Source organism: Rhizobium bangladeshense, from assembly GCF_001662075.1.
GTDB classification, from domain to species: domain Bacteria; phylum Pseudomonadota; class Alphaproteobacteria; order Rhizobiales; family Rhizobiaceae; genus Rhizobium; species Rhizobium bangladeshense_B.
The window spans coordinates 335,259-361,500 of sequence record NZ_LYPL01000001.1 but is presented as its reverse complement, the minus strand read 5'-3'; the positions used below and the strand labels follow the sequence as shown (position 1 = coordinate 361,500).

General features: G+C 62.3%; 26 protein-coding genes. 9 read left to right on the top strand and 17 right to left on the bottom strand.

The genetic code is table 11. From position 1 onward, the window contains the following. The first annotated feature begins 71 nt into the window (after nt 1-71). Both pyrC and A7X77_RS01740 read left to right on the top strand, forming a co-directional pair. Nucleotides 72-1,112, top strand: a complete 1,041-nt coding sequence (pyrC, locus tag A7X77_RS01745; RefSeq protein WP_064681299.1) for a dihydroorotase — start codon at nt 72-74, stop codon at nt 1,110-1,112. 183 nt (nt 1,113-1,295) lie between these two features. Further along, complete coding sequence (locus A7X77_RS01740; protein ID WP_064681298.1) at nt 1,296-2,474, top strand: GGDEF domain-containing protein; 1,179 nt, start codon at nt 1,296-1,298, stop codon at nt 2,472-2,474. 48 nt (nt 2,475-2,522) lie between these two features. Here A7X77_RS01740 and A7X77_RS01735 read toward each other — a convergent pair whose 3' ends face one another. From A7X77_RS01735 to A7X77_RS01720, 3 genes are all read right to left on the bottom strand, one after another. After that, a complete protein-coding gene (locus A7X77_RS01735; protein WP_064681681.1) occupies nt 2,523-3,083 on the bottom strand; it encodes a hypothetical protein in 561 nt (186 codons plus the stop codon). Between the two features lie 601 nt (nt 3,084-3,684). Continuing rightward, complete coding sequence (locus A7X77_RS01725; RefSeq protein ID WP_064681680.1) at nt 3,685-4,167, bottom strand: DUF1772 domain-containing protein; 483 nt, start codon at nt 4,165-4,167, stop codon at nt 3,685-3,687. Nucleotides 4,168-4,169: 2 nt separating this feature from the next. After that, entirely contained in the window at nt 4,170-4,994 is an 825-nt protein-coding gene (locus tag A7X77_RS01720; RefSeq protein ID WP_064681296.1) for an NmrA family NAD(P)-binding protein, read from the bottom strand. 101 nt (nt 4,995-5,095) lie between these two features. Here A7X77_RS01720 and A7X77_RS01715 point away from each other — a divergent pair, with 101 nt between their 5' ends. From A7X77_RS01715 to A7X77_RS01705, 3 genes are all read left to right on the top strand, one after another. Continuing rightward, on the top strand, nt 5,096-5,752 hold the full coding sequence (locus tag A7X77_RS01715; RefSeq protein WP_064681295.1) for a TetR/AcrR family transcriptional regulator: 657 nt from the start codon (nt 5,096-5,098) through the stop codon (nt 5,750-5,752). Between the two features lie 71 nt (nt 5,753-5,823). Beyond that, nucleotides 5,824-6,513: an orotate phosphoribosyltransferase gene (locus A7X77_RS01710; RefSeq protein ID WP_064681294.1), complete on the top strand. Its 690-nt coding sequence runs from the start codon at nt 5,824-5,826 to the stop codon at nt 6,511-6,513. 62 nt (nt 6,514-6,575) lie between these two features. Then, a complete protein-coding gene (locus tag A7X77_RS01705; protein WP_064681293.1) occupies nt 6,576-7,502 on the top strand; it encodes a carbohydrate kinase family protein in 927 nt (308 codons plus the stop codon). Nucleotides 7,503-7,638: 136 nt separating this feature from the next. On the opposite strand, the gene otsA is transcribed toward A7X77_RS01705, so the two are convergent. The 3 genes from otsA to A7X77_RS01690 form a co-directional block, all read right to left on the bottom strand. After that, nucleotides 7,639-9,045, bottom strand: coding sequence for an alpha,alpha-trehalose-phosphate synthase (UDP-forming) (gene otsA / locus A7X77_RS01700; protein WP_064681292.1), 1,407 nt, complete (start codon nt 9,043-9,045; stop codon nt 7,639-7,641). A gap of 424 nt (nt 9,046-9,469) precedes the next feature. Further along, nucleotides 9,470-11,095 (bottom strand): glucose-6-phosphate isomerase, encoded by a 1,626-nt coding sequence (gene pgi, locus A7X77_RS01695; RefSeq protein ID WP_064681291.1) that lies wholly within the window; start codon nt 11,093-11,095, stop codon nt 9,470-9,472. A gap of 384 nt (nt 11,096-11,479) precedes the next feature. Further along, nucleotides 11,480-13,180: a long-chain fatty acid--CoA ligase gene (locus A7X77_RS01690; RefSeq protein WP_064681679.1), complete on the bottom strand. Its 1,701-nt coding sequence runs from the start codon at nt 13,178-13,180 to the stop codon at nt 11,480-11,482. On the opposite strand from A7X77_RS01690, the gene A7X77_RS32910 reads away from it, so the two are divergent. Both A7X77_RS32910 and A7X77_RS01685 read left to right on the top strand, forming a co-directional pair. After that, the gene (locus A7X77_RS32910; RefSeq protein ID WP_156668068.1) at nt 13,170-13,331 is read left to right on the top strand and encodes a hypothetical protein; all 162 of its coding nucleotides are present in this window, start codon (nt 13,170-13,172) and stop codon (nt 13,329-13,331) included. The genes A7X77_RS01690 and A7X77_RS32910 overlap by 11 nt on opposite strands. 96 nt (nt 13,332-13,427) lie before the next feature. Continuing rightward, entirely contained in the window at nt 13,428-13,820 is a 393-nt protein-coding gene (locus A7X77_RS01685; protein WP_064681290.1) for a PRC-barrel domain-containing protein, read from the top strand. A gap of 78 nt (nt 13,821-13,898) precedes the next feature. On the opposite strand, the gene A7X77_RS01680 is transcribed toward A7X77_RS01685, so the two are convergent. From A7X77_RS01680 to A7X77_RS31865, 6 genes are all read right to left on the bottom strand, one after another. Then, entirely contained in the window at nt 13,899-14,294 is a 396-nt protein-coding gene (locus tag A7X77_RS01680; RefSeq protein ID WP_064681289.1) for a VOC family protein, read from the bottom strand. Nucleotides 14,295-14,338: 44 nt separating this feature from the next. Then, on the bottom strand, nt 14,339-15,088 hold the full coding sequence (locus A7X77_RS01675; protein ID WP_064681288.1) for an ABC transporter permease: 750 nt from the start codon (nt 15,086-15,088) through the stop codon (nt 14,339-14,341). Beyond that, nucleotides 15,085-16,029: an ABC transporter ATP-binding protein gene (locus A7X77_RS01670; RefSeq protein ID WP_064681287.1), complete on the bottom strand. Its 945-nt coding sequence runs from the start codon at nt 16,027-16,029 to the stop codon at nt 15,085-15,087. The genes A7X77_RS01675 and A7X77_RS01670 overlap by 4 nt, the downstream gene beginning before the upstream one ends. Then, entirely contained in the window at nt 16,026-17,192 is a 1,167-nt protein-coding gene (locus A7X77_RS01665; protein WP_064681286.1) for an ABC transporter permease, read from the bottom strand. The genes A7X77_RS01670 and A7X77_RS01665 overlap by 4 nt, the downstream gene beginning before the upstream one ends. Nucleotides 17,193-17,250: 58 nt before the next feature. Beyond that, a complete protein-coding gene (gene osmF, locus A7X77_RS01660; protein WP_064681285.1) occupies nt 17,251-18,159 on the bottom strand; it encodes a glycine betaine ABC transporter substrate-binding protein OsmF in 909 nt (302 codons plus the stop codon). A 186-nt stretch (nt 18,160-18,345) separates the two neighbouring features. Continuing rightward, entirely contained in the window at nt 18,346-18,612 is a 267-nt protein-coding gene (locus A7X77_RS31865) for an acetyltransferase (RefSeq protein ID WP_245293695.1), read from the bottom strand. Between A7X77_RS31865 and A7X77_RS01655 the strand changes: the two genes are divergently transcribed. Beyond that, complete coding sequence (locus A7X77_RS01655) at nt 18,580-19,809, top strand: LysR family transcriptional regulator (protein ID WP_064681284.1); 1,230 nt, start codon at nt 18,580-18,582, stop codon at nt 19,807-19,809. The two genes, A7X77_RS31865 and A7X77_RS01655, sit on opposite strands and share 33 nt — an antisense overlap. After that, nucleotides 19,806-20,531, top strand: a complete 726-nt coding sequence (locus tag A7X77_RS01650; protein ID WP_064681283.1) for a copper homeostasis protein CutC — start codon at nt 19,806-19,808, stop codon at nt 20,529-20,531. Before A7X77_RS01655 ends, A7X77_RS01650 begins: the two co-directional genes overlap by 4 nt. Before the next feature lie 320 nt (nt 20,532-20,851). Here the strand turns inward: A7X77_RS01650 and A7X77_RS01645 are convergent, their stop codons facing one another. The 5 genes from A7X77_RS01645 to A7X77_RS01625 all read right to left on the bottom strand — a co-directional run bounded on the left by A7X77_RS01645 (nt 20,852) and on the right by A7X77_RS01625 (nt 26,242). Continuing rightward, a complete protein-coding gene (locus A7X77_RS01645; RefSeq protein WP_064681282.1) occupies nt 20,852-21,871 on the bottom strand; it encodes a zinc-binding alcohol dehydrogenase family protein in 1,020 nt (339 codons plus the stop codon). Between the two features lie 63 nt (nt 21,872-21,934). Next, nucleotides 21,935-22,909, bottom strand: coding sequence for an ABC transporter permease (locus A7X77_RS01640; RefSeq protein ID WP_064681281.1), 975 nt, complete (start codon nt 22,907-22,909; stop codon nt 21,935-21,937). 27 nt (nt 22,910-22,936) lie between these two features. Next, the gene (locus tag A7X77_RS01635) at nt 22,937-24,490 is read right to left on the bottom strand and encodes a sugar ABC transporter ATP-binding protein (protein WP_064681280.1); all 1,554 of its coding nucleotides are present in this window, start codon (nt 24,488-24,490) and stop codon (nt 22,937-22,939) included. 107 nt (nt 24,491-24,597) lie between these two features. Next, nucleotides 24,598-25,587, bottom strand: a complete 990-nt coding sequence (locus A7X77_RS01630) for an ABC transporter substrate-binding protein (RefSeq protein WP_064681279.1) — start codon at nt 25,585-25,587, stop codon at nt 24,598-24,600. A gap of 205 nt (nt 25,588-25,792) precedes the next feature. After that, nucleotides 25,793-26,242, bottom strand: coding sequence for an RbsD/FucU family protein (locus A7X77_RS01625; protein ID WP_064681278.1), 450 nt, complete (start codon nt 26,240-26,242; stop codon nt 25,793-25,795).

Below are 26,242 nucleotides of genomic sequence, written 5' to 3'. Positions count from 1 at the left end.
TCCGCGACGATTGTTTTCAGCTGGGTTATAATGCTATCGAGGCCGCAGACGCATCGCTTCGGAGGCCTGCCATGCAATCGATCACCATCCGCCGTCCCGACGACTGGCACCTGCATCTGCGCGACGGCGCCATGCTGGAAGGCGTGATTGCCGATACGAGCCGCACCTTCGCCCGCGCCATCATCATGCCCAATCTGGTGCCGCCTGTTGTCACCACATCAGATGCGGCGGCCTATCGCGAGCGCATCCTCAAGGCCCTGCCGGACGGCCATCGCTTCCAGCCGCTGATGACGCTTTATCTCACCGAGCACACCAGCCCCGACGATGTCGAGGCGGGTGCGGAAAGCGGCCTCATCACCGCCGTCAAGCTTTATCCGGCCGGCGCCACCACCAATTCGCATGGAGGCGTGCGCGACATGGAAAAGGCGATGCCGGTGCTGGAACGCATGGCCAGGATCGGCCTGCCGCTTTGCGTTCACGGCGAGGTGACGACGCCTGACGTCGATATTTTCGATCGCGAGGACGTCTTCATCGACACCGTGCTCGATCCGCTGCGCCGGCGCCTGCCGGAACTGAAGGTGACGATGGAGCATGTGACGACCGCAGACGGCATCGAATACATCAAGGCCGCCAAGGGCAATCTCGCCGGCTCGATCACCACCCACCATCTGATCATCAACCGCAACGCCATCCTGGTCGGCGGCATCCGCCCGCACTATTACTGCCTGCCGGTCGCCAAGCGCGAGAACCACCGGCTGGCCTTGCGGGCTGCCGCCACCAGCGGCGATCAGCGCTTCTTCCTCGGCACCGATTCCGCGCCGCATGTCGATCCCCTGAAGGAATGCGCCTGCGGCTGCGCCGGCATCTATACCTCGATCAATACGATGAGCTGCCTCGCCCATGTCTTCGAAGAGGAGGGCGCACTGGACAGGCTCGAAGCCTTCGCGTCGCTGAACGGCCCGGCCTGGTACGGGCTTCAGCCAAACGAGGAGCGCATCACGCTCTCAAGGCAGGCCGAGCCGGTCGTCTTTCCCGCGAGGATTGAAACCGGCACCGGACCGGTGACGGTGTTCGACCCGATGTTTCCCCTGCATTGGCAGGTGGTGGCGTAGCCGCCACACCTTAGTTTTCTATTTTAAATAGAATATTCATTTTAAGTGTCACAGCGACGTTAGGCGCATAACATTTTCATTGTGCAATGCATCATTTGTTAACGGATGCATAAGACATTCTCCTCGCGGACCTCCATAGCCGCCGATCATCCGGCGCGATGCCGCTGCGGAGACTGAAGAAGCATGATGCTTGACTACAACTCCCTCTTGCTGGCGCTCGGCGTCTCCGCGACCTGCCTTGCCGTGACTTTGATGGGCAGCTGGCTGGTCCGTCGGGCCGAAACTGTGCTGCTGACCGCCACCATCGGCCTTGTCCTCGTCGTCAGCGGCATCTTCGTCTACAGCGTCTATGTGAACACGCCGGAGAAATGGCTTGGCATCGCCAGCTTTGGCCTTTTCCACGCCGGTTTCGCCACCATCTGGGGCGCCGGCAAGCAGTTCCTCACCAGTCGGCTGTCGATCTCGGCCATTGCTATCCGCGCGCTGGCCGCGACGATCTTTTCCGTCGTGCCGATGCTGGCGGGTTATGATGGCCTGGCCTTCATCGCCGATAATCTTGCGATTGCCCTCCTGCTCTTTGCCACCGCCCGGCAATATTGGCTCGCCCGCGCCGAGGCGCCGGCGCCGATCCTCGGCATCGCCGCGCTCTATACGCTGACGGCGATCTCTTTCGTGCTCTGTGCCGGCGTGCTGATATCCGACGGCAAGCTGGTGCTCGGCGCAGCGCCCAACAACTGGGCCGAAGATCTGAGCCTCGCCGTCTGCATTGCCGGCATGACCGGGATCGGCGCCCTGTCGCTGGCGCTGCATCAGTGGCGGCTTGCCGCGCGCCATCGTCTCGAGGCGATCACCGATCCGCTGACGGGCCTGCTCAACCGCCGCGCCATCTTCGACCAGTACGGCACGCGCCCCATGGGTTCGACCACCGCCGTCATCGTCTTCGATATCGACCATTTCAAATCCGTCAACGACCGCTTCGGCCATGCCGCCGGCGACCGCGTGCTCACGGTCTTCGCCGAGCAACTCCAGGCCAGTTGCCTCGCCGGCGACACCGCCGCCCGGCTCGGCGGCGAAGAGTTCGCGCTGGTGCTGAAAGAGATCATGCCCGGACGGGCCGAACTGACCGCAGAGCGCATCCGCAGGGCCTTCGAGGCGCGCGAGATCGATATCGACGGCCAGATGCTGAAATGCACGGTCAGCATCGGCGTCGCGCCCGGCCGCGCGCAGATGCTGGATTTCGACACCATGCTGAGTGCTGCCGACAAGGCGCTCTACGCTGCCAAGCGGGGCGGCCGCAATCGCGTCGAGCTTGCTGCTTACCTCAGAGCAGTTCCGGCCGAGGTGGCGCGCACGGCGTCTTGATCCTGGACTGTCGTCTCGTTATTGCGGTGTTACGGCAGTGGCGTTTCTTCAATCTATCCTGCGCAGACTTTCCACAAAGACACCTCGACTGGTGCCGCGGCCCGAAACGGCAATTCGGTGTAGCGGTCCAAGTTCTCGCCTGATGTCATCAGGGACACGGCAAATTTCGTCGAATAACATCGGAACCCCTTCGACCTGAACCGGCGTCCGACATTTTGAGTCGCCCCATTCATGTGCGTCGACGACGGTGAAGGAAAGCTCCACCTGATGGCCAGCGATCACGGCGAATAGCATCGGCACAGCGATGACGACGAGATGCTTTCCGAGGAGAAAACCAGCGACCGGAGCGAATAGCAGGCCGAAACCTCTCTTCACGCCGTCAGTCTGGTGCCTGCTCTTCAAAATGATCCAGAACGGCAATGCCGCAGAGACCACGCCGACTGCGAGAGCAGGAAGGGCCGTCTTGGAAATCCACTCGTTTGACGGCAAAAAGTTAAAGCCGGATCTCTGCACGAAAATGGCAACTACAGTCGGCAAAAACAACATTGCCAGAAGGATCCCGCCCGGTTTGCCGAGCGGCCATTCGACACCCTCTTCCTTCGACACCATAGACAACATACCGCTCTTTGCATGGCAACCTATCAATCACTCTGTGACACATTTCGGCTGGCACCTTCAAGCGGGGTACGATCAGGGCAGCAACAACCATTTTGGCTGCGTCTAATTGTTCGCGGAGTTCTTTTTACGACAAACCAAGGATGACGCTCCCTTGGATGTCGGCGCTTGCATCTCCGTCCTTGGAACCTACAGTCACACCATCGATGTTGTTTCAACGGAATGAGTCCTGGTCGGTAGGATGGGGAACCAGATGAAATATGTTTCGGTGCTGATATTAGCGCTTCTGTCGATTGTCTTTGGATGGCTATTCTATGAAAGGTACTGGAAGTTCCGAGATTGCATATCGGAAGCCTTATCCAGCTGCCTCACTCGCGATGGTGACAACCTGACGCAGGGCGGTTCTCTGTGGGCTGGTTTGGCAGGCTTGTTCTTGCTGCTCGCCGTGATCTCCGCCTGGCGCGCTTTCCGGAGCCGGTGACCGAAGCGAGAGCGAAGCTGCGCCCCTCCGATCTGCCTCATCCAGACGTGCGATCCGCAGGATCGCCTCGAAGGACACGCCGCCACGCTGCTCCTTGAATGCCTCTGCCTTTCCTCAAACGATCATCAACGTCCGCACGAAGGCGACGGAGGCAAGCAGCGAGGCGATGGTCCGCACATGGTTCCACCACGTCCAGTCTCTGACATAGGTGGTCCAGAGCTGAACCGCTTCCGTCACGTTGCCGCCGACCTTCGCCAGCGCATCGTTCATCGGCACGTTGAAGATGATGGTCGAGAGGAAGGAAGCGAAGATGTAGAGGGCTGCACCTGCCAGCATTAGAAAAGATGCCCCGCCGCGCCAGTCGATCAGGGCGAGCACGGCAATGACAAGGCAGAGGATCGCCGTCGGCACGAAGAGGCCCATGAACGGCGAGCGGACGATCGTCACATTGATGGAGTTCATTGCGGCAATGCCCTGTTCCGCCGGGATCCGCGAGAAGGCAGTCATGATGAAGGTCGAGAAGGCGAAGAAGATGCCGGCGACGAGACCGCTGCCGATCGCCGCGGCGACGAGGGAGATGATGAGAATGATCTGCATGGTCAGACGCTCCATATTCCGGTTGCCGCGGTCCGGCGGGCATATTCGCTGAAATCGGTAGCGGGGCGGTCAAGAATTTCGGCGACACCGCCCGCGGTGCCGGAGTTGCGCCCATCGAGCACCTGGCCGAAGAGCTCCTCCAGAAGATCGATCAGGCCCTGCGGCAGGCCGGCAGCCGCAAGCCCGCCGGTGAAATCCGCCATCGACACCTGCTCATATTCGATCGGCCGCCCAGTGGCTGCGGCGATTTCGGCGACCGCCTGGCGGAATGTCAGCGCTCGCGGGCCGGTCAGTTCGTAAATCTTGTTGCGGTGGCCGGGATCGCTCAAAGCGGCGACCGCCGCATCGGCAATGTCGTCGGCATCGATGAAAGGTTCCCCGATCTCGCCCGCCGGCAATTGCAGCCGGCCGCCAATGATCTGCTCAACAAAGGCGCCCTCGCTGAAATTCTGGCCGAACCAGGAGGCACGCAGGATGGTGGTGTTAATGCCGGAAGCTTTCAGCGCCGCCTCGCTGCGCTGCGCGCCTTCTTCTCCACGGCCAGAAAGCAGCACGATATGCTCGAGGCTGCATTCCACAGCGACCTTGGCGAGCGCTTCGATCGCTTCCGCCGCCCAGGCGACGGCAAGGTCCGGCTGGAATGCGACATAGGCGCTCGATGCGCCGTCAAGCGCGCCGCGCCAAGTCGACCTGTCCTCCCAGTCGAAGGGCCGTGCGCTTGAGCGTGATGCCGCACGAATGGTGAGGCCGCGCTCTTCCAGGCGCTTGATGATGCGGCCGCCGGTCTTTCCCGATCCACCGACGAGGACGATTTCGGAAGTCTGCATGTCAAAACTCCTCCCAAACTTTGCAAACAAGAGAAACTCTCTTATTTGCAAAATGAGATAATCTCTCTTATTTTGTTTGTCAATGTGGAAAAGGAGAGAGCATGTCGGAACAGCCGGTCGCCACGCGCAAACGCCAGCAGGAGGCTACCGGCCAGCTGCGCCGCATTCCCAGCCAGCAGCGCGGCCGCGAGCGCTTCGAAAAGATCCTGACTGTGGCCGCTGAGCTGATCGAAAGCCATGGCAGCGACGGCTTGAAGATGAGCGAGATCGTCGAAAAGGCCGGTCTCTCCTTCGGCGCCCTCTACCAGTATTTTCCGGACAAGACCTCAATCATCCGGACATTGGCTGAGCGCTTCAACGAAGAGGGCAGGCGGTGCGTCGAAGAAGAACTGGCGAAGGTGACCGACGCTGCGGCCCTGCAGGGCGCACTCGCCAATATCGTCGACGAGTATTACGCCTTTTTCCGCCGCGAGCCCGTCATGCGCGACATCTGGCATGCGACCCATACCGACAAGCTGCTGCAACAGGTCGATGCCGAGGACATGGAATTCCATGCCCGGGCATTTCTCGCGGTGCTTATCCGCCTATGGCCGGAAGGCGACCGGAAGGAGCTGCTCGCGATTGCCCGGCTGACGATGCAGCTGCTTGCCGCCGCCGTGCGTTATGCCGTGTCGCTGGATGCGGAGGAGGGCGCTCAGGCAATTGTTCTGTTCAAGAAGATGCAGATCGTTGATATCGGCCGCCTGCTGCAGCAATAGCCCCGCCTTGCGTCTGGAAACCGAGGGCTCTTGCTGCTATTGCCGGAGACGCAAAGCCGAAGGAGAGCCGCATGATCCAGACCACATTTCCCGACCGCGCCCTGATGGCCGAACTGGTGGCCAAGATGCTCTGGGAGATCAGGGCGGTGCATTTCAATGCCGCTCAGCCTTACAAGCTCTCCTCCGGCATGGCGAGCCCGGTCTATATCGATTGCCGCAAGCTGCTCTCCTACCCGCGCATCCGTTCGACGGTGATGGATTTCGCCGCCAGCACGCTGATGCGGGATGCCGGTTTCGAGCAGTTCGATTGCATCGCCGGCGGCGAGACGGCCGGCATTCCCTTCGCCGCCCTGCTCGCCGACCGCCTTGGCCTGCCGATGATCTATGTCCGCAAGCAGCCGAAGGGTCATGGCCGCAATGCCCAGATCGAAGGCAATATGCCGGAAGGCTCGCGCGTGCTCGTCATCGAGGACCTGACGACGGCCGGCGGCAGCATGTTCAAGTTCATCGATGCGGTCCGCGCCGCCGGCGGCATCGTCGATCACGGCATCGCGCTGTTCTTCTACGACATCTTCGGCCAACAGCGCTTCACCGACGGCAAGGTCCGGCTGCATCACATCGCCACCTGGCGCAATGTTCTGGCCGTCGCCAAGGAGCAGCAGCTCTTCGACGACAAAACACTGTCGGAGGTCGAGGCCTTCCTCGATGCGCCGCTTGCCTGGTCGGGAAGGAATGGTGGCGTGAGTGAGCTTTCGCTCTAGCCTTTTGACAAAAGCTCGCTTAATCGATTGAAGAACGCGTAAGTCCTGTTGGGAGGAATCCGATGATTTTGTGCTGCGGCGAAGCCCTGATCGACATGCTGCCGAGGGACACGACCCTTGGCGAAAAGGGCTTTGCGCCCTACGCCGGGGGCGCGATCTTCAACACTGCAATCGCGCTCGGGCGCCTCGGCATCCCCACCGCCTTCTTCACCGGCATCGCCGACGACATGATGGGCGAAATCCTGCTTGCGACGCTGAAGGCCGCCAATGTCGATTACAGCCCTTGCGCCATCACGCAGCGCCCCTCGACGATCGCCTTCGTCAAACTCGTCAACGGTCAGGCGACCTACGCCTTCTACGACGAGGGTACGGCCGGCCGGATGATCACCGAGGCCGACCTGCCCCTCCTCGGCGATGATTGCGAAGCACTGCATTTCGGCGCGATCAGCCTGATCCCGAGCCCCTGCGGCGAAACTTACGAGGCGCTGCTCGACCGCGAAGCCGAAAAGCGCGTCATCTCGCTCGATCCCAACATCCGCCCGGGCTTCATCAAGGACAAGCCGGCGCATATGGCCCGCATCAAGCGCATGGCCGCCAAATCCGACATCGTGAAATTCTCCGACGAGGATCTCGACTGGTTCGGTCTTTCGGGCGACCACGATACGCTCGCCGCCCACTGGCTCGCCCAGGGCGCCAAGCTCGTCGTCATCACCAAGGGCGCCGAAGGCGCTTCCGGGTATACCCGGGAGCGCAAGGTGACGGTGCCGAGCGAGCGCGTCACGGTCGTCGACACGGTCGGCGCCGGCGACACTTTCGATGCCGGCGTGCTGGCCTCGCTGAAGAGGGATGGCCTGCTGACCAAGGCGCAGGTCGCCTCGCTCGACGAACAGGCGGTACGCAACGCCCTGACGCTAGGCGCCAAAGCCGCCGCCGTCACCGTCTCCCGCGCCGGCGCCAACCCGCCCTGGGCGCATGAGATCGGGCTTTAGGGCAGGGCCCAGCCTCTCGATTCCCCTTCTCCCCAGCGGGGAGAAGGGGATATGCCGCAACGTCTCGACGCCCCGTTTCTCGCGCCAACCAGCAGTGTTTTGCCGGAGGTTTCATTCTTCGCGCGCGCTGAAGAGACTATCCCTGAGGCCCGCTCCGGTCGGAGCTCGGAACAGCCACCAGGTCCCGGAGGAAGTTCTCGCACCAGTGCGAGACGTCGTGCGAGAGCAGATGCTCCATCATCATGCTCCAGCGGTCGCGACGCTCCTCGAGCGACATGGCGAGGCCCCTGGCGATGGCATTGGCGGTGCCTTCGACGTCGTAAGGATTGACCAGCAGCGCGCCCTTCAACTCGCGTGCGGCGCCGGCGAAGCGTGACAGCACCAAGACACCAGGCCGATCCGGGTCCTGGGCGGCGACATATTCCTTGGCGACGAGGTTCATGCCGTCGCGCAACGGCGTGACCAAGCCGATCGTCGCCAGCCGGAAAAGGCCGGCGAGCACATTGCGGCTGATCGACCGGTTGACATAGCGGATCGGCACCCAGTCGACCGTTCCGATGGCGCCGTTGACGCGGCCGGCCTGCTCGGCGACCATTTTCTGCATCTGCTCGTATTCGGGAACTTCCGATCGCGATTTCGGCGTGATCTGCAGAAAGGTCACCTTGTTCTGGTAGGCGGGATTGCAGGTGATGAAGCGCTCGAACGCTTCCAGCCGCTGAATGATGCCCTTCGAATAATCGAGCCGGTCGACGCCGATAATCATATCGCGGCCTTCGATGCTGCGCCGGGTCTTCTGAACCATGACGTTGTTGGCCGCCTTTTCGGCGAATTCGGCGAAGGGTGCGGTCTCGATGCCGATCGGATAGGCGCCGGCCTTGAATATCCGTCCATGCGAATCGAACAAGCCGTTGCCGAGGTCGTCGCCAATGCCCTCCCGGCGCAGATAGCCGGCGAAATTCTGGAGGTCGTAGTCGGTCTGGAAGCCGACGAGATCGTAGTGCGACAGCCCGCGCATGATTTCCTCGTGGACCGGCATGGTGACGAGAATGTCGGCCGGCGGCCAGGGAATGTGCAGAAAGAAGCCGATCCGGTTCTTCAGTCCCATCTGGCGCAGTTCCGCCGCCAGCGGAATGAGGTGATAATCGTGAACCCAGATAATGTCGTCCGGCTCGATCAACGGTGCCAGTCGGTGGGCAAAGAAGCGGTTGACGCGGAAATAACCGGCCATTTCCTTCCGGCCATATTCGGCGAGATCCAGCCGGTAGTGGCAGATCGGCCAGAGAACCCGGTTTGCAAAGCCGCGATAATATTCCTCGACGTCGGTGTCGGTGAGGTCGGTCAGGGCATAGGTGATGTTGCCCTTCTGCTGCAGCGACAGCGCGCCCGGTTCTCTGTCGCCGCTCGACTCTCCCGACCATCCCATCCAGATACCGCCGCGCTCTTGCAGAGCTGCCTGCAGCGCGACGGCGAGGCCGCCGGCAGCAGCACCGCCGTCCTTGCTCGGCACGGGAACACGATTGGAAACGACGATAAGACGGCTCATGAGCTTCCTTCAGTTGAGTTAGGACATGAAAACGCGATCTGACGAGCGTCTTGGAGAAGCGCCTGAATGTTACGGGAGGGATACCGGGCAGGCATCGATATCGAACGAGCCATCCGGACGAGGGGCCGCCGCAGAGGCCGGCGGAAACAATGGAACGGAGCGTCGTCCCGGACTGGATAGGCCATGTCGTCGGAAATACCCATTGCACAGAATTTGCTTGAATCTAGGGCGATTGCGGCGCAATGGAAGAATTCTTTCTACAATTTTCCATTAGAAGAACGTTTCATCCGGTTTCGCACGACGAGCCCGTCGCGGCAGGGGCGCGCCAGGCCCCGCCGATGTCAGTTTTGGCAATGATGATGTTGGCGCCAATCGCAGCCTGCCGGGCGCCTTCTATCCACATAGAGGGAGCGCCCTCGAGCGCCTACTTCGCCAGTTTCGCCAGCGCCGCGACCAGCCCTTGCGTCGAGGAATCATGGCCTGCCGCGCTCTCCTTGCCCTCGACGACGGGCAGCAGGCCCGTCGCCAGTTCCTTGCCGAGCTCGACGCCCCACTGGTCGAAGGAGTTGATACGGAAGAGCACGCCTTCGACGAAGACGCGATGTTCGTAAAGCGCGATCAGCCGGCCGAGCGCATAAGGGGTGAGTTTGTCGTAGACGAAGGTGATCGACGGACGATTGCCGGTAAAGACGCGGTGCGGGGCGATGAAATCGGCCTTCTTGTCGTCCATGCCCTTGTCGGTCAGCTGCTTCTTGGCTTCCGTGAAGGTGCGCCCCTTCATCAGCGCTTCCGACTGGGCGAGAACGTTGGAGATCAAGAGCTGGTGCTGATGGCGCAGCTCCGGCTCGAAGGCATTGGCGGCGATCATGAATTCGGCCGGGATGATGCTCGTACCCTGATGGATGAGCTGATAGAAGGCGTGCTGGCCGTTGGTGCCGGGTTCGCCCCACACGACCGGGCCGGAATTGCCCTCGACCGGCGTGCCGTCGACGGTGACGCCCTTACCATTCGATTCCATGTCGAGCTGCTGCAGATAGGCAGGAAAGCGCGACAGGCGCTGGTCGTAAGGCAGGATGGCGCGGGTCGGATAACCGAGCACATTGCGGTGGTAGAAGCCGATCAGGCCGAGCAGCATCGGCAGGCTTTCGGTAATCGGTGCCTTACGGAAGTGATTGTCGATGGCATGGGCGCCGTCGAGGAACTTGCCGAAATTCTCCGGCCCGATCGCGATCATCAACGGCAGGCCGATGGCCGACCAGATCGAATAGCGGCCGCCGACCCAGTCCCAGAAGCCGAAGACGCGGGCGCTGTCGATGCCGAAGGCGGCGACCTTGTCGAGCGCCGTCGAGACGGCGGCGAAATGATGCTGCACGGCGGCTTCGCCGAGCGCCTTGGCGATGAAATTGCGCGCCGTCTGCGCATTGGTCATCGTCTCGACGGTGGTGAAGGTCTTCGAGGCGACGATGAACAGCGTCGTTTCCGGCTGAACCAGCTTCAGAATATCGGCGATATGGGCGCCGTCGATGTTGGAGACGAAATGGGCGCGCGGGCCGTCATGGAAGGGGGCAAGCGCCAGCGTCGCCATGACGGGGCCGAGGTCCGAGCCGCCGATGCCGATATTGACGACGTCGGTGATCGCCTTGCCGGTCGCACCCTTCAGAGCGCCGGAGCGGATCTCGTCGGCAAACTTGCCCATGGCGGCAAGCACCGCGTTGACATCGGGCATGACGTCCTTGCCGTCGACCATAACAGGCGTGTTGGAGCGGTTGCGCAAGGCCGTGTGCAGAACGGCGCGCTCCTCGGTGAAATTGATCGCCTTGCCGGAGAACATCTCGTCGCGCTTCTTCTCGACACCGCCTTCTTCGGCGAGCTTGACCAACAGCTTCAGGATGTCGTCATTCACCGCCGTTTTGGAAAAATCCATCAGGAGATCGTCGAGCGCGACGGAGAAGCGCGAAAAGCGCTGCGCATCGGCGGCGAAGGCGGCCCGGAGATCGGTCGCCTTGGTGGCGGCGGCCGTGCTTTTCAGCTGTTCGACGATGGCGTTCATGGGAGGCTCCTTTGGAGGCGGAAAGGTTGCGGAAACTATTCGCTTTATCGCCCGCAAATCAAGTTCAGCCATTGCTCCAACATGAAAAAAGCCACCTGCAGGAAGCAGGTGGCTCGGTTTGTTGACAAAGTCTTCTCCGTCATGCTCGGCCTTGTGCCGAGCATCTGACCACAATCATTGCTTGACAGGAAAACACTTATTTTCAGAGGCTTAATGTGATCGGCGTGGATCCTCGGCACAAGGCCGAGGATGACGTCGCGGGTTTTGCAGTGGTTTGTCTGCAGCCTGAGCCATCTGCAGGAAGCGGATGGCTGTTAATCTCATTACAGCGCCACGCGTCTGAAAGACGCGCAAAGACGCTGTAACACTTTGAATTCGTCAAATTCAGCCGCGCAGGTCCTTACGCAAAATCTTGCCGACCGGCGACTTCGGCAGCTCGGTGCGGAATTCGATGAAGCGCGGGCGCTTGTAGTTGGTGAGATTGGCGATGCAATGAGCCTTCACCTCGGCTTCCGTCAGGTTCGGGTCCTTCCTGACCACGAAGAGTTTGACCGCCTCGCCCGAATGCCCGTCCGGCACGCCGACCGCCGCGGCTTCGAGAATGCCGGCATGCATGGCGGCGACCTCCTCGATCTCGTTCGGATAGACGTTGAAGCCGGAAACCAGGATCATGTCCTTCTTGCGGTCGACGATTTTGGTATAGCCGCGCTCGTCCATGAAGCCCATGTCGCCCGAGCGGAAATAGCCGTCGGCCGTCATCACCCGCGCCGTTTCCTCCGGCTTCTGCCAATAACCGGCCATCACTTGCGGCCCGCGGATGCAGATCTCGCCGATTTCGCCGAGCGGCAGCGAATTGCCCTCCTCGTCGCGGATATCGAGGTCGGTGGAAGGCAGCGGCAGACCGATCGAGCCGGTAAACTCGATCGAATCGAAGCGGTTGGCGGTGGCGACGGGCGAGGTCTCGGAAAGCCCGTAACCCTCAGTAATTGCCGTGCCGGTCATCTTCAGCCAGCGTTCGGCGACCGGGCGCTGCACGGCCATGCCGCCGCCGAGCGACATGATCAGCGGGGCGAAATCGAGCTTGGCGAAATCGGCATTGTTCATCAGCGCGTTGAAAAGCGTGTTGAGGCCGGGAAAGATATGCACATCATACTTTTCGAATTCCTTGACGAGGCCGGGAATGTCGCGCGGATTGGCGATCAGGATATTGTGGGCGCCGAGCGATATGCCCATCAGCGAATTCACCGTCAGCGCGAAGATGTGGTAGAGCGGCAGGGCGCAGAGGAAATTCAGCACTTCGGGCTGTTTCTTGCGCTCGAAGGCCGATCGCAGCCAGAGCGATAGCTGCAGCTTGTTGGCAAGCAGGTTTTGATGGGTGAGCACCGCGCCCTTGGCAACGCCTGTTGTGCCGCCGGTATATTGCAGGAAGGCGACGTCGCCGCCGGTAAGCGCCACCGGCTGAAGGCTCTTTTTCGCACCTTCGCGCAGCACCTGGCTGAAGCTCTTGTGCTGCGGGATCGACCAGGAGGGGACGAGCTTCTTCACCTTGCGCACGACGAAATTGACGATCAGTCCCTTGGGGCCAAGCATCTCCCCAAGCGAGGTGACGACGACGTGGCGCAGATCGGTCTTGTTCAGGACCTGCTCGACCGTACGGGCGAAATTCTCCAGGACGAAGATCGCCTTGGCGCCGGAATCGCGCAGTTGGTGTTCGAGTTCACGCGGCGTATAGAGCGGGTTGACGTTGACGACGACGAAGCCGGCTCTAAGAATGGCATAGGTCGCGACCGGGTTCTGCAAGACGTTCGGCATCATCACCGCGACGCGGTCGCCCTTGTCGAGCCCGATGCTCTGCAGCCAGGCGGCGACCTTGCGCGTCTGGTCGTCCAACTCGCGGTAGCTCATCGCCTTGCCCATGCTGGAAAAAACCGTGCGATCGGCATAACGGGCGCAGGATTTTTCCAAGAGTTCGGCAAGCGAGGCATATTCCAGCGGCGGCAGTTCGGCCGGAACCATATCGGGGTAGGTGGCAAGCCAGGGCTTGTCGGCTTTTGTTCCGTTCGGATGGACGGAAATGCTGGTCATCGTATCTCTCTCCCTTGCGGCCGCCGCGCCGGCCGAGCCGCTGTCGGCTGGCCTGCAATTGACCGGAAGCATCCTCCATCTTCCTGTCCGGCAGCTTATGCCATTGCCTGAACGGTTCAAGCTGAATGACGCTATACTAACCTTGACGTAAACGTCAACATTTGCGGATGGCTTGACCGGGAACTTTGAGTCCGTCCTGACGTTGATTCTGCATACTCACCATGAGGAACACCAAAGGAGGTGCATAATGCTGAACGAGGAAACCGATGCCACCCGCCGCGACCCGAATGTGAAGGATACGCCTTCGCTGATCGCCAGCGACCGCGTTGAAGGCACCCGCGTCTACGGCCCGGATGGCAGGCATATCGGCTCGATCGAACGCCTGATCATCGGCAAGCTTGATGGCCGCGTCGCCTATGCGGTGCTGAGCTTCGGCGGCTTCCTGGGTATGGGCGACGATCACTATCCGCTCCCCTGGGAAAAGCTGAACTACGACACCCAGCTGGACGGCTATCGCATCGACCTGACCAAGGAGCAGATCGAAGGCGCCCCGAGCTATTCGGACGATGACGACACCTGGTACAACGATAATGGCCGCCGGGTCTATGACTACTATGGCGTGCCGCCTTACTGGATGTAATCTCGTCCGATAGGCCGAACTGGAAGGGCCCCGTTGGAAACGGGGCCTTTTTGGTGTGGTATGGGTGATGGCGGGTTTCTAAAGAAACCGCCCGTGGCGCTGCAGCACTTCGATCTTGTAGCCGTCGGGATCGCTGACGAAAAAGAACAGGCCGAAGAGCCTGCCGTCGCGATTGAGCTCGACCAGCTCACCCGGTTTCAGCCCCAGTTTCAGCATGCGCTCACGCTCGACCGCCACCTCATGGACCGAGACGGCGAGATGGCCATAGGCATTGCCGAGATCATAGGGCTCGGTCCGGCCCTTGTTGACCGTCAGCTCCAGTTCGAAGCCGGTTTCGGCATTGCTGAGATAGATCAGCGTGAAGGTTGCGAATTCGATACGATCGGCGACCGAGAGGCCGAAGGCTTTGCTGTAGAATTCGACCGAACGCGCCTCGTCGAGGACTCGGATCATGGAGTGGATCATCTTCGCCAATTCTGCCTCCCATTCTTTCGGTCACGCCTGTGGTAGCGGTCCCCTTACGCCGCGCGCAAGCCGATTCTTTGGGTGATCGCCGCTTCGACGAGGCCCATGGCGTCATAGATCAGCACCGCCATCAGGCCGACGATCAGCCCGCCCTGCAGGATGAAGGCGGTATTGTCCGATATCAGCCCTGCGATGATCACCTCGCCGAGACCCTTTGCCGCTACCGTCGAGCCGATCGTCGCCGTGCCGATATTGATGACCGTCGCAACCTTCAGCCCTTCGAGGATCAGCGGCAAGGCAAGCGGCAGCTCGACCCGCAACAGCCGCTGCGTGGCGCTCATGCCCATGCCGTCGGCGGCATCAAGCACCTGCGGCGACACCTGCTTGAGACCGGCGACGGTGTTTTCGAAGATCGGCAAGAGGCCATAAAGAAAGAGTGCGATCAGCGTCGGCATGGCGCCGAAGCCGGTGGCGGGAACGGCAAGTGCCAGCACCGCGACCGGCGGAAAGGTCTGCCCGGCATTGGCAATCGCCCGCGACAGCGGCAGGAAATCGGCGCCGCTGTCGCGGGTGACGAAGATGCCGCCGAGAACGGCGAGCACGGCGCTGCAGGCGATCGAGCCGATGACGAGCTGCAGATGCCCGAGCGCAAGCGAGGCAAGACTGTTCTGCGTATAGACGGCGGGCGCATTGTTGCTGGTCAGCGGTGTCAGCAGGAAGGAAAGCCCTTCGGTCCTGAACAACAGGATCAAGAGCAGGGCGAGCGCCGCCAGGCGGAAGAGATTGGCGACGAGGAGCTTCATGCCTTGCGGCCCAGTTCGAGCAGCCGGCTCATCGAGATCGATCCGACAGCAGCCTTCTCGCCATCCTGCACGGCTGCCTCGTCAACGCCCTGCCAGATCATTTCGGCGAGCGCATCGCGGAGACTGAGCGACTGCGGCAGAGCATAGGCAAGCCCGCTCTTGGCCGGCTCCATGCTCTCCTTCAGCGGCAGCAGCGACATCAGCTTCAGCGCCCGGTCGGAAGTGCCGGTCAGTTGCTGGACGAAGGGATCGGCGGGTTCGGTGAGGATCTTTTCCGGCGTCGAGCATTGCAGCAATCTGCCCTGGCTCATCACCGCGATCTGATTGCCGAGGTGGAAGGCCTCGTCCATGTCGTGGGTGACGAGGATGATGGTGGTGCCGAACTGCTTCTGGATCGCCAGAAGGTCGTCCTGCGCCTTGCCGCGGATGACGGGATCGAGGGCGCCGAAGGGCTCGTCCATCAGCAGCAGTTCCGGTTCGGCCGCCAGCGCCCGGGCAACGCCGACGCGCTGCTGCTGGCCACCGGAAAGCTGGTGCGGATATTTGTCGGCGAAATCAGCCGGATTGAGATTGAACAGTCCGAGCAGCTCCTCGACGCGGGCTGCGATACGCGCCGAATCCCATTCGAGAAGCTGCGGCACGGTGGCGATATTCTGCGCGACGGTTCTGTGCGGGAAGAGGCCGTGCCCCTGGATGGCATAGCCGATCCGGCGGCGAAGCTCGGTCACCTCGACGTCCATGACATTCTGGCCGCCGACGAAGATCTCGCCCTCGGTGATCGGCACCAGCCGGTTGATCATCCGCATCAGCGTCGACTTGCCGGACCCCGACGTGCCGACGATGACGGTGATTTCGCCCTTCTCGACCTGCATCGAGACATTGTCGACGACGGTGGCCGCACCATAGCGCTTGGTGACGTTCCTGATTTCGATCATGCTCATGCGGCAGGCCCCCGGATGCTGTCGATGACCGCATCGAGGATGACGGCCGATGAGAAGGCGAGGAAGACGGTCGGCACGGCGCCGAGCAGGACGAGATCCATGGCGGTCTGGCCGAGCCCCTGGAAGATGAAGATGCCGAAGCCGCCGCCTCCGATCAGTGCGGCGATCGTCACCATGCCGATTGCCTGCACCAGTACGATGCGAATGCCGGTGAGAATAACCGGAAAGGCGAGCGGCATGTCGATACCAACAAGGATCTGCCGGCGTGTCAGCCCCATGCCGGCTGCGGCGTCGCGCACCGAGGGGTCGACGCCCTGCAGGCCGACGACGGTATTGGCGACGATCGGCAGCAGTGAATAGAGCACCAGTGCGATCAGCGCCGGCGCCGTGCCGATGCCGCGGATACCGGCAGCGGCCGCCAGCGGCACATGGGTGGCGAGATAGCCGAGCGGCAGCATCAAGAGGCCGAAGAGCGCCAGGCTCGGGATCGTCTGGATGAGGCTCAGGCCCTGCAGCACCACGGCCCGCAGCCTGGGCACCCAGAAGCAGAGGATGCCGAGTGGCAGGCCGAGAACGATGGAGATGGCGAGCGAGCCGAGGGCCAGCAGCAGATGCGAAATCGCTTCCGTCTCGAATTGCGGCGCCCGCGTCGAAAATTCCTTCATGATCGACAGGCTGTCGAGCAGGCCGGAGGCGAGCGAGATGAAGAGCAGCGCCGTATAGGCCGCAAGCGCCGCCACCCGCATCCATGGCGCCAGCCTTATCTTGACCAGCGCATCGGAGATGACGAGCCCGATCACGGCGAACAGCACCCAGAAGCCGCCACCGGGCGTCATGCGCGCCACGGTACTGCCGGGCGGCGTCGCCGCGCTCGAGACGAGACCGATCGCAACGACCAGCGCCCCAAGGGAGAGTGTCGCGATGACAAGCCGCGCCAAGGCGTTGCGGAGAAACAGCGTCGCCAAGGCCGTGAGAATGAGGAGGGCGGTCAGGATGACGACGGAAGGCTGGGGAAGCAGCTGCGTCAGCAGCATCGGCTTGCCGGCGGCGATGCGGTTCGCCTTGACGTAGATGAAGGGCATCAGTGCCGTGGCCGCAATGCCGCCGGCCACCAGAACCACGCCGAGCCGGTCCAGCCTGCGGACCGCTGAGGTTTCGTCCATCGATCCAACCTTATGGGGAAAGGACGCTCCGCCCGCTGCCGGGCGGAGCGGGCGATGATTACTTCAGGAAGCCTTTTTCCTTGAGATAGGCCTCGGCGACGGACTTTGCCGGCTCGCCGTCGACCTGGATCTTGGCGTTGAGCTTGCGCAGCTCGTCGGCGCTGAGGCTCTTGAAGATCGGCGAGAGGATTTCCTCGATCTTCGGATTGGCCTTCAACACCGCTTCGCGGATGATCGCGGTCGGCGCATAGACCTGCTGCACGCCCTTGTCGTCTTCGAGAACGGTCAGTTCGGCCGCTTCGATCGCGCCATCGGTGCCGTAGACCATGGCGGTGTTGACGCCGTTCGTCTGGTCGGCGGCCGCCTTGATCGTCGCCGCCGTGTCACCGCCGGAGAGAACGACCATCTGGTCGGGCTTCAGCTGGAAGCCGTAGGTCGTCTGGAAGGCGGGAAGCGCGCCGGCCGAGTTGACGAATTCGGAAGACGCCGCAAGCTTGGCGGAGCCGCCGCCGGCAACCCACTTGCCGAAATCGGACATGGTCTTCAGCTTGTTCGGCTCGGCGACATCGTTGCGCACGGCAAGCGCCCAGGTGTTATTGGCGGGCGACGGCGTCAGCCAGACGATCTTGTTGGCGTCGTAATCGAGCTTCTTTGCCAGTTCATAACCCTGATCGTTGTTCTTCCAGGCGGCGTCGTCGGCCTTGTTGAAGAAGAAGCCGGCATTGCCGGTATATTCCGGGTAGATGTCGATTTCGCCTGCGGTGATCGCCTTGCGCACGACCGGTGTGGCGCCGAGCGCGATGCGGTCCTGCGTCTTGATGCCGTTCGCTTCGAGCGCCAGTGCGATGACATTGCCGAGCAGCGTGCCTTCCGTGTCAATTTTCGACGAGACGACGACGTCTGCGGCCTGAACCGCACCCGCCGCAAAGGCGGAGAGCGAGACGGCAAGTGCGAGTTTCTTCAGCATGGAATATCCCCTATTTTAACACCGTTGACGTGGCGCAACCCCCCGGTAGGAGGCGTATGCGCAGGAAATCCGCCGGCGAAGGCGCCAAGGCCGCCATCATGCCGGAATTGCGTGCGTCATGGAAATAGCGTGCACGCTCGAAAAATCGATGCAAGCCCCCTCCAGTATTTGCGTTCGCGCCCGTGATTATGGCGGCGAACGCGGTGCGGCGCGCGGAAAGCCATTCCCTTTTCCAGGGTCGGCGCGACTTGTTTTTGTTCCCTTGCGTGTTTCCGCGATGCTTCCGGTGCTCTTCTGCGGATAACCGCCGCCCGGATTTTTATGATGGCGACGATAGCCCGGCTCTGTCGAGGCAGGGATATCTTTTTTCGCGAACACATCATATCGTCCGGTTTTTAAAGCGCTTTCCGGAGCTAGCCTTTGCATCTCGGCGCCCTGTTCATAATCAGCCACGTCCTGACCTCGGCTTCGGTCCGCGAGACCGCGCGCCGCTTCCAGCTGTCGCCCTCCACAGTGTCTGCGGCCATCCGCAATGCCGAGACCGAGCTGGCGATGAAGCTGACGGAACGCGCTTCCGGCGAGCTGGTCACGTTGATCGCAGGCGGCGGCGTGCTCGAGGGCCTGGAGCCGATCACGGTCGCGCTCGGCGAACTCTGCCAATTCGCCGGCCGAGTCGGCGCCGGCGGGATCGATGAGGCCTGGGCCGCCCGCATTCCCGTCAAGATCGTCGCGATCGAACGGTTTCTTGAGGTCGCCGATCAGGGCAGCATCAACCGCGCTGCCCGCCGCCTTCATCTCGGTCAGCCGCAGCTTTCGCTCCAGCTTGCCAATCTTGAGAAATTCCTCGGCCGCCGGCTGTTCGAGCGGCAGGCGCAGGGTTCGGTGCTGACGGAGGAGGGCAGGCGCGCCTACCAGATCTTCATGGCGATCAGCCAGTCCTGGGATGATCTGAAATCGGCGGCCGACGAGCGCTATCGCCGCACCGCCCGGTCGCTGCGCATCGGCTCGATCATCCCGACCGGATCGGAAAGCTGGGTGGCGCGCTGCCTCGGCCTGCTGGTCTCCGAGTGGAATGCGCGCCGCAGCAACAATGCGATCTCGCTGGTCTCGATGACCGCCGACGATCTGCGCGAGGCGCTGAAGAGCGGCCGCATCGATGTGGCGATCCTGGATTCGGTCTTCGGCCTGGAAGGCTTCCGCCATCGCGAACTGCTGCAGACCGACATGGTGGTGATCGCTCCGGCGCACAGTACAGAAACGACGGTCGCCGATCTCGTCGCCGCCCATGCGATCTGCATGCCGAGCCCGCGCACCGGCCTCGGCCATGCGGCCATGGCCTTCAGCGCCGAGCGTGCACCCGACCGACGCCTGCGCAGCCGCGATATCACCGCGGCGGATTCGCTGCCCGTGATCGTCGACCTCGTCGCCAATCACGGTTACGTTTCCTTCCTCGGCCGGGTCAGCGCCATGCCGATTGCCGGCAAGGTGCGCATCGTCGATCTCGACGAGCACCTGCCGATGTCCTATCACGTCGCCTTCAACCACCGCAAAGCGGCCGCCGATGCCTGCGCCGTCATCATCGCGGCGGCGGCAAGAATAACGTCGGAAGCCGTCGCGAAAACCGACGCAGTCAGGGAGAGCGCAGCATGACGATCCTGCTGGAAGTCTGCGTCGACAGCGCCGAGGGCCTTGCCGCCGCGATCGAAGGCGGCGCCGGCCGCATCGAGCTCTGCTCGGCGCTGGAGCTCGGCGGCCTGACGCCGCTGCCGAGCCTGATGCGGATCGCCGCCAGGGCGCCGATCCCGGTCTATGCGATGATCCGCCCGCATGCTGGCCCCTTCATCTTCGGCAGCGCTGACGAGGAAGCGATGCTGCTCGATATCGACGCCGTGCGCGCCGCCGGCCTTGCCGGCGTCGTCATCGGCGCCAACCGGCCGGACGGCAGGCTCGACATACCGCTGATTCACCGCCTGAAGGCGCATGCTTCCGGCCTCGGCTCGACGCTGCATCGGGCCTTCGATCTGGTGCCGGATGCCGATCAGGCGCTGGAACAGGCGGTCGAGCTCGGCTGCGAACGCGTTCTGACCTCCGGCTGCGCGCTGAAGGCCGCCGACGGAATCGAAACCCTGAAACGCCTGTCGGCAAAGGCCGCCGGCCGCATTTCCATCATGCCCGGCAGCGGCATCCGCCCCGCCAATGTCGGGGCCATCTTGCAGGCAACCGGCGCCCGCGAGGTGCATGGGTCCTGCAGCTCGCCGGTCGACAGCGTCGATCCACGTGCGGTCGCCTTTGGTTTCGAGGCGAAGAGCAGCAATAGGACGGATGTCGCGGTGGTTAGGGAGATGTGCAGGGTAATTGCGGCTGCGGGTTAGCGGAGCGCCGCGATTTGCGGAGGGTAACCGTTTTGCGCTTTTGAAACGCGAATGCAGTGCTTGCCGCATGGGTCCTCGGGTCAAGCCCGAGGACGACGGAGTGTGGGGGAGCGCGTGCGGCAAGGACCGCAAACGCCTGTGGTTTTATTGGAATTACCGTCTTTGTTTAAGCGATCCGCACACAAAACCGCCCCGCATTTTGCTGGGATTCCTCCGAACGTCCCGCCTCTTGCCGCATGGGTTTCCCCACTCTCCGTCATACTCGGGCTTGACTCGAGTATCCACGCCGAGCACTCCGCGCGCATCTTGGGCGCTGTATCCTAGCCCCCAACCCGGATCACTGCCTTGATCAGCCCGCTCTTCTCATGCGCCCAGCGGGCGAGATCGCGCGGCGCATCGGCAAGCGTCGTGCGATGGGTGATCAGTTTATCCACCGGCACCAGCCCCTTGGCGATCGAAGCCGCCACATGTTCGAAATCGGCGCGGGTGGCGTTGCGGCTGCCGATCAGCATCATTTCGCGCTTGTGGAATTCCGGGTCGGAGAAGCGGATATCGTCCTTGACGACGCTGACCAGTACCAGCGCGCCGCCATGGGCGACGAAAGAGAAGGCTTTTTCCATTGATGGGCCGTAACCCGTCGCGTCGAAGACCACGTCGAAACCGTCCCCATCGGTCTTTTCCCGCACGGCCTCGGCTGTCCCTTCATTGGCGACGATGCCGGAGGTGAAGCCGAAACGTTCGGCCGCCATCTGCAGCCGCTCGGTGCTGGTGTCGAGCAGCGTCACCTCATGCCCCGCGATACGGGAGAAGATCGCTGTCCCGAGCCCGATCGGCCCGGCGCCGATGACGAGCGACCGCGCGCCGGCGTTGGCCAGCGATCGCCGCACCGCATGGGCGCCGATCGCCAGGAACTCGACCGTCGCCACCGCCTCCAGGCTCAGCCCCTCGGCGGGATAGAGATTGCCTGCGGGAACCGAGATCTCCTCGCAGAATGCCCCGTCCGTATGAACGCCGAGCACCTTGATGTTCGTGCAGCAATTCGGCTTGCCCTGGCGGCAGGCGATGCATTGGCCGCAGGAGAGGTAGGGATTGACGATGACCGGCGTGCCGGCCGTCAAATCCACGGCGTCACCGGCTTCCAGCACGGTCGCCGAGATTTCGTGTCCCATCACCCGCGGATATTCGAGGAAGGGATGTTTGCCCTCGAAGATATGATAATCCGTGCCGCAGATGCCGACATGGCTGACGGCAAGCCGCACCCAGCCGGGCGCCGGCGCGGCGGGGGATGGCCGTTCGACGATCTCGAGCACGCCGGGCTCGCGGCAAACAACTGCTTTCATGACAGGTCTCGCATTCCTGGAAATTGAAGAAGCCGGCCTGTCCGACCGGCTTCTCTGTGTTTCTCAATTGCTCTTGCGGCGGCGCAGCTGGTCGAAGAAGACGATCACGATGATCAGCAGACCGGTGATGATGCGCTGCCAGAAGGAGTTGACGTTCAGAAGGTTGGCGCCGTTGTTGATGGTGGCGAGGATGAAGGCGCCGATCAGCGGGCCGTGCACCGAGCCGACCGCGCCGAACAGGCTGGTGCCGCCGATGACCGAGGAGGCGATCGCCTGCAGTTCCCAGCCGTCGGCCTGCGTCGCATTGCCGATGGCGATGCGCGAGGCGAGCAGCACGCCGACGAAGGCGGCGAAGCCGGCCGAGAGGATATAGGCAAGATAGATCATGCCCTTGACGTTGACGCCGGAAAGGCGCGCCGCTTCGGCGTTGGAGCCGACGGCGAAGAGATAACGGCCCCAGCGGCTCAAATGCAGGAAGACGAAGGACGGCACCGCCACCAGGATGACCATCCAGAACAGGCTCGGAATGCCGAGGAAATCGGCGCGGGCGAAATTGCTGAAGCTTTCGTCGGTGATGCTGATCGTCGAACCGTTGGTGATCAGCAGGCCGATGCCGCGCAGCGACGTCAGGGTCGCCAGCGTGATGATGAATGGCGGCAGGCCCATATGGACGATGCCGAAGCCGTGGAAGGCGCCGATCGCGACTCCCATGGCGAGCGTCAACACGATCGCCGCCCAGAGCGGCACGCCCGCCTGCAACAGCCAGGCGATGATGACGGTGCAGAAGCCGACGATCGCGCCGACCGACAGGTCGATGCCGGCGGTAATGATGACGAAGGTCTGGCCGAGCGCCAGGATCGCCGTCATCGCGCCTTGACGCAGCAGGTTGGAAATGTTGAGCGGCGTCCAGAAGCTGGGGGTGACGAAGCCGAGCACGATCCAGAGGAAGATCAAGAGCCCGATCAGGGTCAGGCCGAACAGGATGTTCATTTTCCGGCGGGGCGGCGGCGCGACGATTTCGGTGGGGGTGGCAGTCATGAATTTTCTCCCTCGTATTCTTCCGGCTCAGACGCCGATCGCTTCGCTGAGCACTTGTTCATGCGTCGCCGCGTGGAAATCATGGCTGGCGACGAGCCTGCCGCCGCGGAAGACGTGCAGCCGGTCGGCCAGTTCGTAAACCTCGGGCAGGTAGGAGGAGATCAGGATGATGCCGGCCCCCTCCTTGAGAAGCTTGGCAAACAGCCGGTAGATTTCCGCCTTGGTGCCGACATCGACGCCGACGGTCGGCTCGTCGAAGATGAACAGCCTTGCGCCGTGGCTCAGCCACTTGCCGATGACGATCTTCTGCTGGTTGCCGCCGGACATGCTGGAGGCCGGCACGCGCCGGCTCGGCGTCTTAATGCTGAGATCGCGGATTTGCCTGTCGGCATTGGCCGATTCGCGCGCATGACTGATCACCGGCCCTTGGCTGAGGCGCCCGAAGACCGGCAGGTTGATGTTGAGGCCGATCGGCAAGTTGAGGCAGAGCCCCTGGTCGCGCCGGCTTTCCGGCGCCAGCGCAATGCCGAGTTCCATCGCGGTGCGTTCGTTGCGGATATCGACACGTTTGCCCATCCACTCGATCTCACCGGAGCTGATTGGCTGGCGTCCGTAGAGCCCGAGCGCGAATTCGCTGCGGCCGGCGCCGATCAGCCCGTAGAGTCCAACGATCTGTCCGGCTTTGACGCTGAGCGACACGTCCTCGAAGCCCGGACCCGAAAGACCCTTGACCGCGACGATCGTCTCGCCGATCGCAATCTCTTCCTTGTGGTAGATCTGCTCGATCGAGCGGTTGATCATCAAAGCGATCAGCTCGGCATCGTTGGTCTCGCCGATCAGCCGCGTGCCGACATGCGTGCCGTCGCGCAGCACCGAGACACGGTCGGCGAGTTCGAACACTTCCTCCATGCGGTGGCTGATATAGACGATGGTGACGCCTTCGCCCTGCAGCCGGCGGATCAGCTTGAAGAGCTGCGCCGATTCCTGGCGCGTCAGATAGGCCGTCGGTTCGTCGAAGATCAGGAACTGCGTGCCGCGCATCGCCGCCCGCGCCGTCGCCACCAGCTGCTGCTGGCCGATCGTCAGCGAGCTTAACAGCGCGCCCGCCGGCAGGCCGAAGCCGAGATCGTCGAGAACGGCTTGCGCCATCTTCTCCATCTGTTTCTTGCGCATCAGGCCGTAACGGTTGACCTCGTCGCCGAGGAAAAGGTTGGCGGCGACCGTCAAGTGCGGGCAGAGCACGACTTCCTGGTGCACGGCGTTGATGCCGCGGGCGATCGCCTCGTTCGGCGTCGACAGCCCGACGGGATGGCCGCACCACAGCACCTCGCCGGCCGTGCGGGTGATGACGCCGGTCAGCAATTTGATGAGAGTGGATTTGCCCGCGCCGTTTTCGCCGACGATGGCGTGGATCTCTCCGGCCAGGAAGGTCAGCGTCGCCGGTTTCAGCGCCTGCACATGACCGTAGTTTTTCTGCAGGCCCTTGAGTTCGAGGATAGGCGTTCCGGCGGGAATGCGGTTGGCTTCTTTCAGCGTGGCGCTGTCATCATGGCGATGACTGACCTCTTCCAGTCCGATCATGGACCTCTCCTCCTCTTGTCACGTCTGCTCTCCATCCCCTGGTAACCATACCACGGATGGAAAAAGCCGCGCCGGTTTTTGAAGCCGGCGCGGCTTGTCTGTCTTGCTTACTTGATCTTCGGGTTCAGCAGTGCGTCGATCTTCGGATCCGCCATGTTCGCCTTGGTGACGAGGTTGGCGCCGGTATCGACATTCTCAGGAACCTTTTCGCCCTTGGAGACGGCAAGCGCGGTCTTGATGCCGTCATAGCCCATGCGATAGGGGTCCTGGACGACGAGGCCGGCGATCGCACCGTCCTTGAGGAAGCCCACCGTCTTGTCGTCGCTGTCGAAGCCGATGACCTTGATCTTGTCGCCGAGCTTGTTTTCGGCGATCGCCTGGCCGACACCCTGCGCCAGGATGAGGTTCGAGGCGAAGACGCCAACGAGGTTCGGGTTGGCTGTGATCAGGTCGGTCATCATGTTGAGGCCGGTGGTCGCCTGGCCGTCGCCATACTTGTCGGCGATGACCTTGAGACCGGGATATTTGGTCTTCACCTGATCCAGGAAGCCTTCGCGGCGCTGCTCCAGCGAGCCGACGCCGGGAAGGTTGGTGAGGATGACGATGTCGCCTTCTTCCTTGCCCGTCATCTCCTTGATGGCGGCGGCAAGACCGTCGGCGGCGATGCGGCCGCCCTGGACGTTGTCGGTCGTCAGGAACGACTTGAACGCCTTGGAGTCGGCGCCCGAATCGATGCCGATGATCGGAACCGACTTGGCCGCCTCGTCGATCGGCTTGCCGAGGGCCTTGAATTCCGTCGGCGAGATGACGATGGCGGCCGGCTTGCCGGCAACGGCGTTCTCAAGAATGCTGATCTGACCGTTGATGTCGGATTCGGCCTGGGCGCCGAGTTCCGGCACGTTGACGCCGAGATCCTTGCCGGCCTTGCGGGCGCCGGCCAGAACAATCTGCCAGTAGAAGGACGTCGTGTCCTTGACGATGATCGGGATCGTCACATCGGCGGCGAAGGACGTGACCGGCATCGCCGTGGCGATGACGGCGGCGCCTGCCAGCGCGGTGAAGGCGCGGCGGGACAAAAGGGATTTCACGATGCTCATAAGGGTTCTCCTCTCAGGATGCGTTCTCCTCCAATAAACCGGACCGCTGAACGCTGGCGGAAGGTTTTTATCGATAAAAAACATTTGCAGGCAGAAGCTAGCCGAGGCGCAATCAAATTGCAAGGGCATCAGTTGCGCTTTTTTACTGCGGAAAACTCCTCCCAAGCTACTGATTTTATTTCAATACCACGATAACCTAAAATAGCTATCGGCCGAACTCAACCTCATGGGGATGCACGACGCCCTTTTTCAAAATCAGGTTGCCGTACAGCCGGAATTCCGTTGTTGCGACGATATAGGCGGCCTTGCGCGCCATCGCGTAGAAGGCAAAACGCTCCACCGGGACGATGGAGAAATCGCCGGCGCGCCGCGAGATGATCTGCTGGAACTCGGCGCAGACCTCGGGCACGGCCTGGGGATCGCCGACCACCTCCATCCGCCATGCCGTTTCCGGCACGAAGGTATCGAGCGGCATATGGGTCAGGATAGCCTCGGCCATGTCGGTGGCGCTGACGCCGTCGGCGCGGATCACCGGCGGACCCATCGAGCCCGAGGGAAAATTGGCGTCCGATATGACGATGTCGTCGCCGTGCCCCATGGTCTTCAGCGCATGGAGCAGATCGGGACCGAGCAGCGGATGAATTCCTTTAAGCAT

Excerpts from the sequence above, each read along its gene's own strand:
- A7X77_RS01670 (WP_064681287.1), bottom strand. The coding sequence starts at position 16,029 with ATGAGCATGATCGAAATCAGGAACGTCACCAAGCGCTATGGTGCGGCC.
- pyrC (WP_064681299.1), top strand. The coding sequence starts at position 72 with ATGCAATCGATCACCATCCGCCGTCCCGACGACTGGCACCTGCATCTG.
- A7X77_RS01625 (WP_064681278.1), bottom strand. The coding sequence starts at position 26,242 with ATGCTTAAAGGAATTCATCCGCTGCTCGGTCCCGATCTGCTCCATGCG.
- A7X77_RS01720 (WP_064681296.1), bottom strand. The coding sequence starts at position 4,994 with ATGCAGACTTCCGAAATCGTCCTCGTCGGTGGATCGGGAAAGACCGGC.
- A7X77_RS01710 (WP_064681294.1), top strand. The coding sequence starts at position 5,824 with ATGATCCAGACCACATTTCCCGACCGCGCCCTGATGGCCGAACTGGTG.
- A7X77_RS01650 (WP_064681283.1), top strand. The coding sequence starts at position 19,806 with ATGACGATCCTGCTGGAAGTCTGCGTCGACAGCGCCGAGGGCCTTGCC.
- A7X77_RS01690 (WP_064681679.1), bottom strand. The coding sequence starts at position 13,180 with ATGACCAGCATTTCCGTCCATCCGAACGGAACAAAAGCCGACAAGCCC.
- A7X77_RS01635 (WP_064681280.1), bottom strand. The coding sequence starts at position 24,490 with ATGATCGGACTGGAAGAGGTCAGTCATCGCCATGATGACAGCGCCACG.
- A7X77_RS01640 (WP_064681281.1), bottom strand. The coding sequence starts at position 22,909 with ATGACTGCCACCCCCACCGAAATCGTCGCGCCGCCGCCCCGCCGGAAA.
- A7X77_RS01645 (WP_064681282.1), bottom strand. The coding sequence starts at position 21,871 with ATGAAAGCAGTTGTTTGCCGCGAGCCCGGCGTGCTCGAGATCGTCGAA.
- A7X77_RS01705 (WP_064681293.1), top strand. The coding sequence starts at position 6,576 with ATGATTTTGTGCTGCGGCGAAGCCCTGATCGACATGCTGCCGAGGGAC.
- A7X77_RS01740 (WP_064681298.1), top strand. The coding sequence starts at position 1,296 with ATGATGCTTGACTACAACTCCCTCTTGCTGGCGCTCGGCGTCTCCGCG.
- A7X77_RS01735 (WP_064681681.1), bottom strand. The coding sequence starts at position 3,083 with ATGGTGTCGAAGGAAGAGGGTGTCGAATGGCCGCTCGGCAAACCGGGC.
- pgi (WP_064681291.1), bottom strand. The coding sequence starts at position 11,095 with ATGAACGCCATCGTCGAACAGCTGAAAAGCACGGCCGCCGCCACCAAG.
- A7X77_RS01685 (WP_064681290.1), top strand. The coding sequence starts at position 13,428 with ATGCTGAACGAGGAAACCGATGCCACCCGCCGCGACCCGAATGTGAAG.
- A7X77_RS01715 (WP_064681295.1), top strand. The coding sequence starts at position 5,096 with ATGTCGGAACAGCCGGTCGCCACGCGCAAACGCCAGCAGGAGGCTACC.
- A7X77_RS01725 (WP_064681680.1), bottom strand. The coding sequence starts at position 4,167 with ATGCAGATCATTCTCATCATCTCCCTCGTCGCCGCGGCGATCGGCAGC.
- A7X77_RS01675 (WP_064681288.1), bottom strand. The coding sequence starts at position 15,088 with ATGAAGCTCCTCGTCGCCAATCTCTTCCGCCTGGCGGCGCTCGCCCTG.
- osmF (WP_064681285.1), bottom strand. The coding sequence starts at position 18,159 with ATGCTGAAGAAACTCGCACTTGCCGTCTCGCTCTCCGCCTTTGCGGCG.
- A7X77_RS01665 (WP_064681286.1), bottom strand. The coding sequence starts at position 17,192 with ATGGACGAAACCTCAGCGGTCCGCAGGCTGGACCGGCTCGGCGTGGTT.
- A7X77_RS32910 (WP_156668068.1), top strand. The coding sequence starts at position 13,170 with ATGCTGGTCATCGTATCTCTCTCCCTTGCGGCCGCCGCGCCGGCCGAG.
- otsA (WP_064681292.1), bottom strand. The coding sequence starts at position 9,045 with ATGAGCCGTCTTATCGTCGTTTCCAATCGTGTTCCCGTGCCGAGCAAG.
- A7X77_RS01630 (WP_064681279.1), bottom strand. The coding sequence starts at position 25,587 with ATGAGCATCGTGAAATCCCTTTTGTCCCGCCGCGCCTTCACCGCGCTG.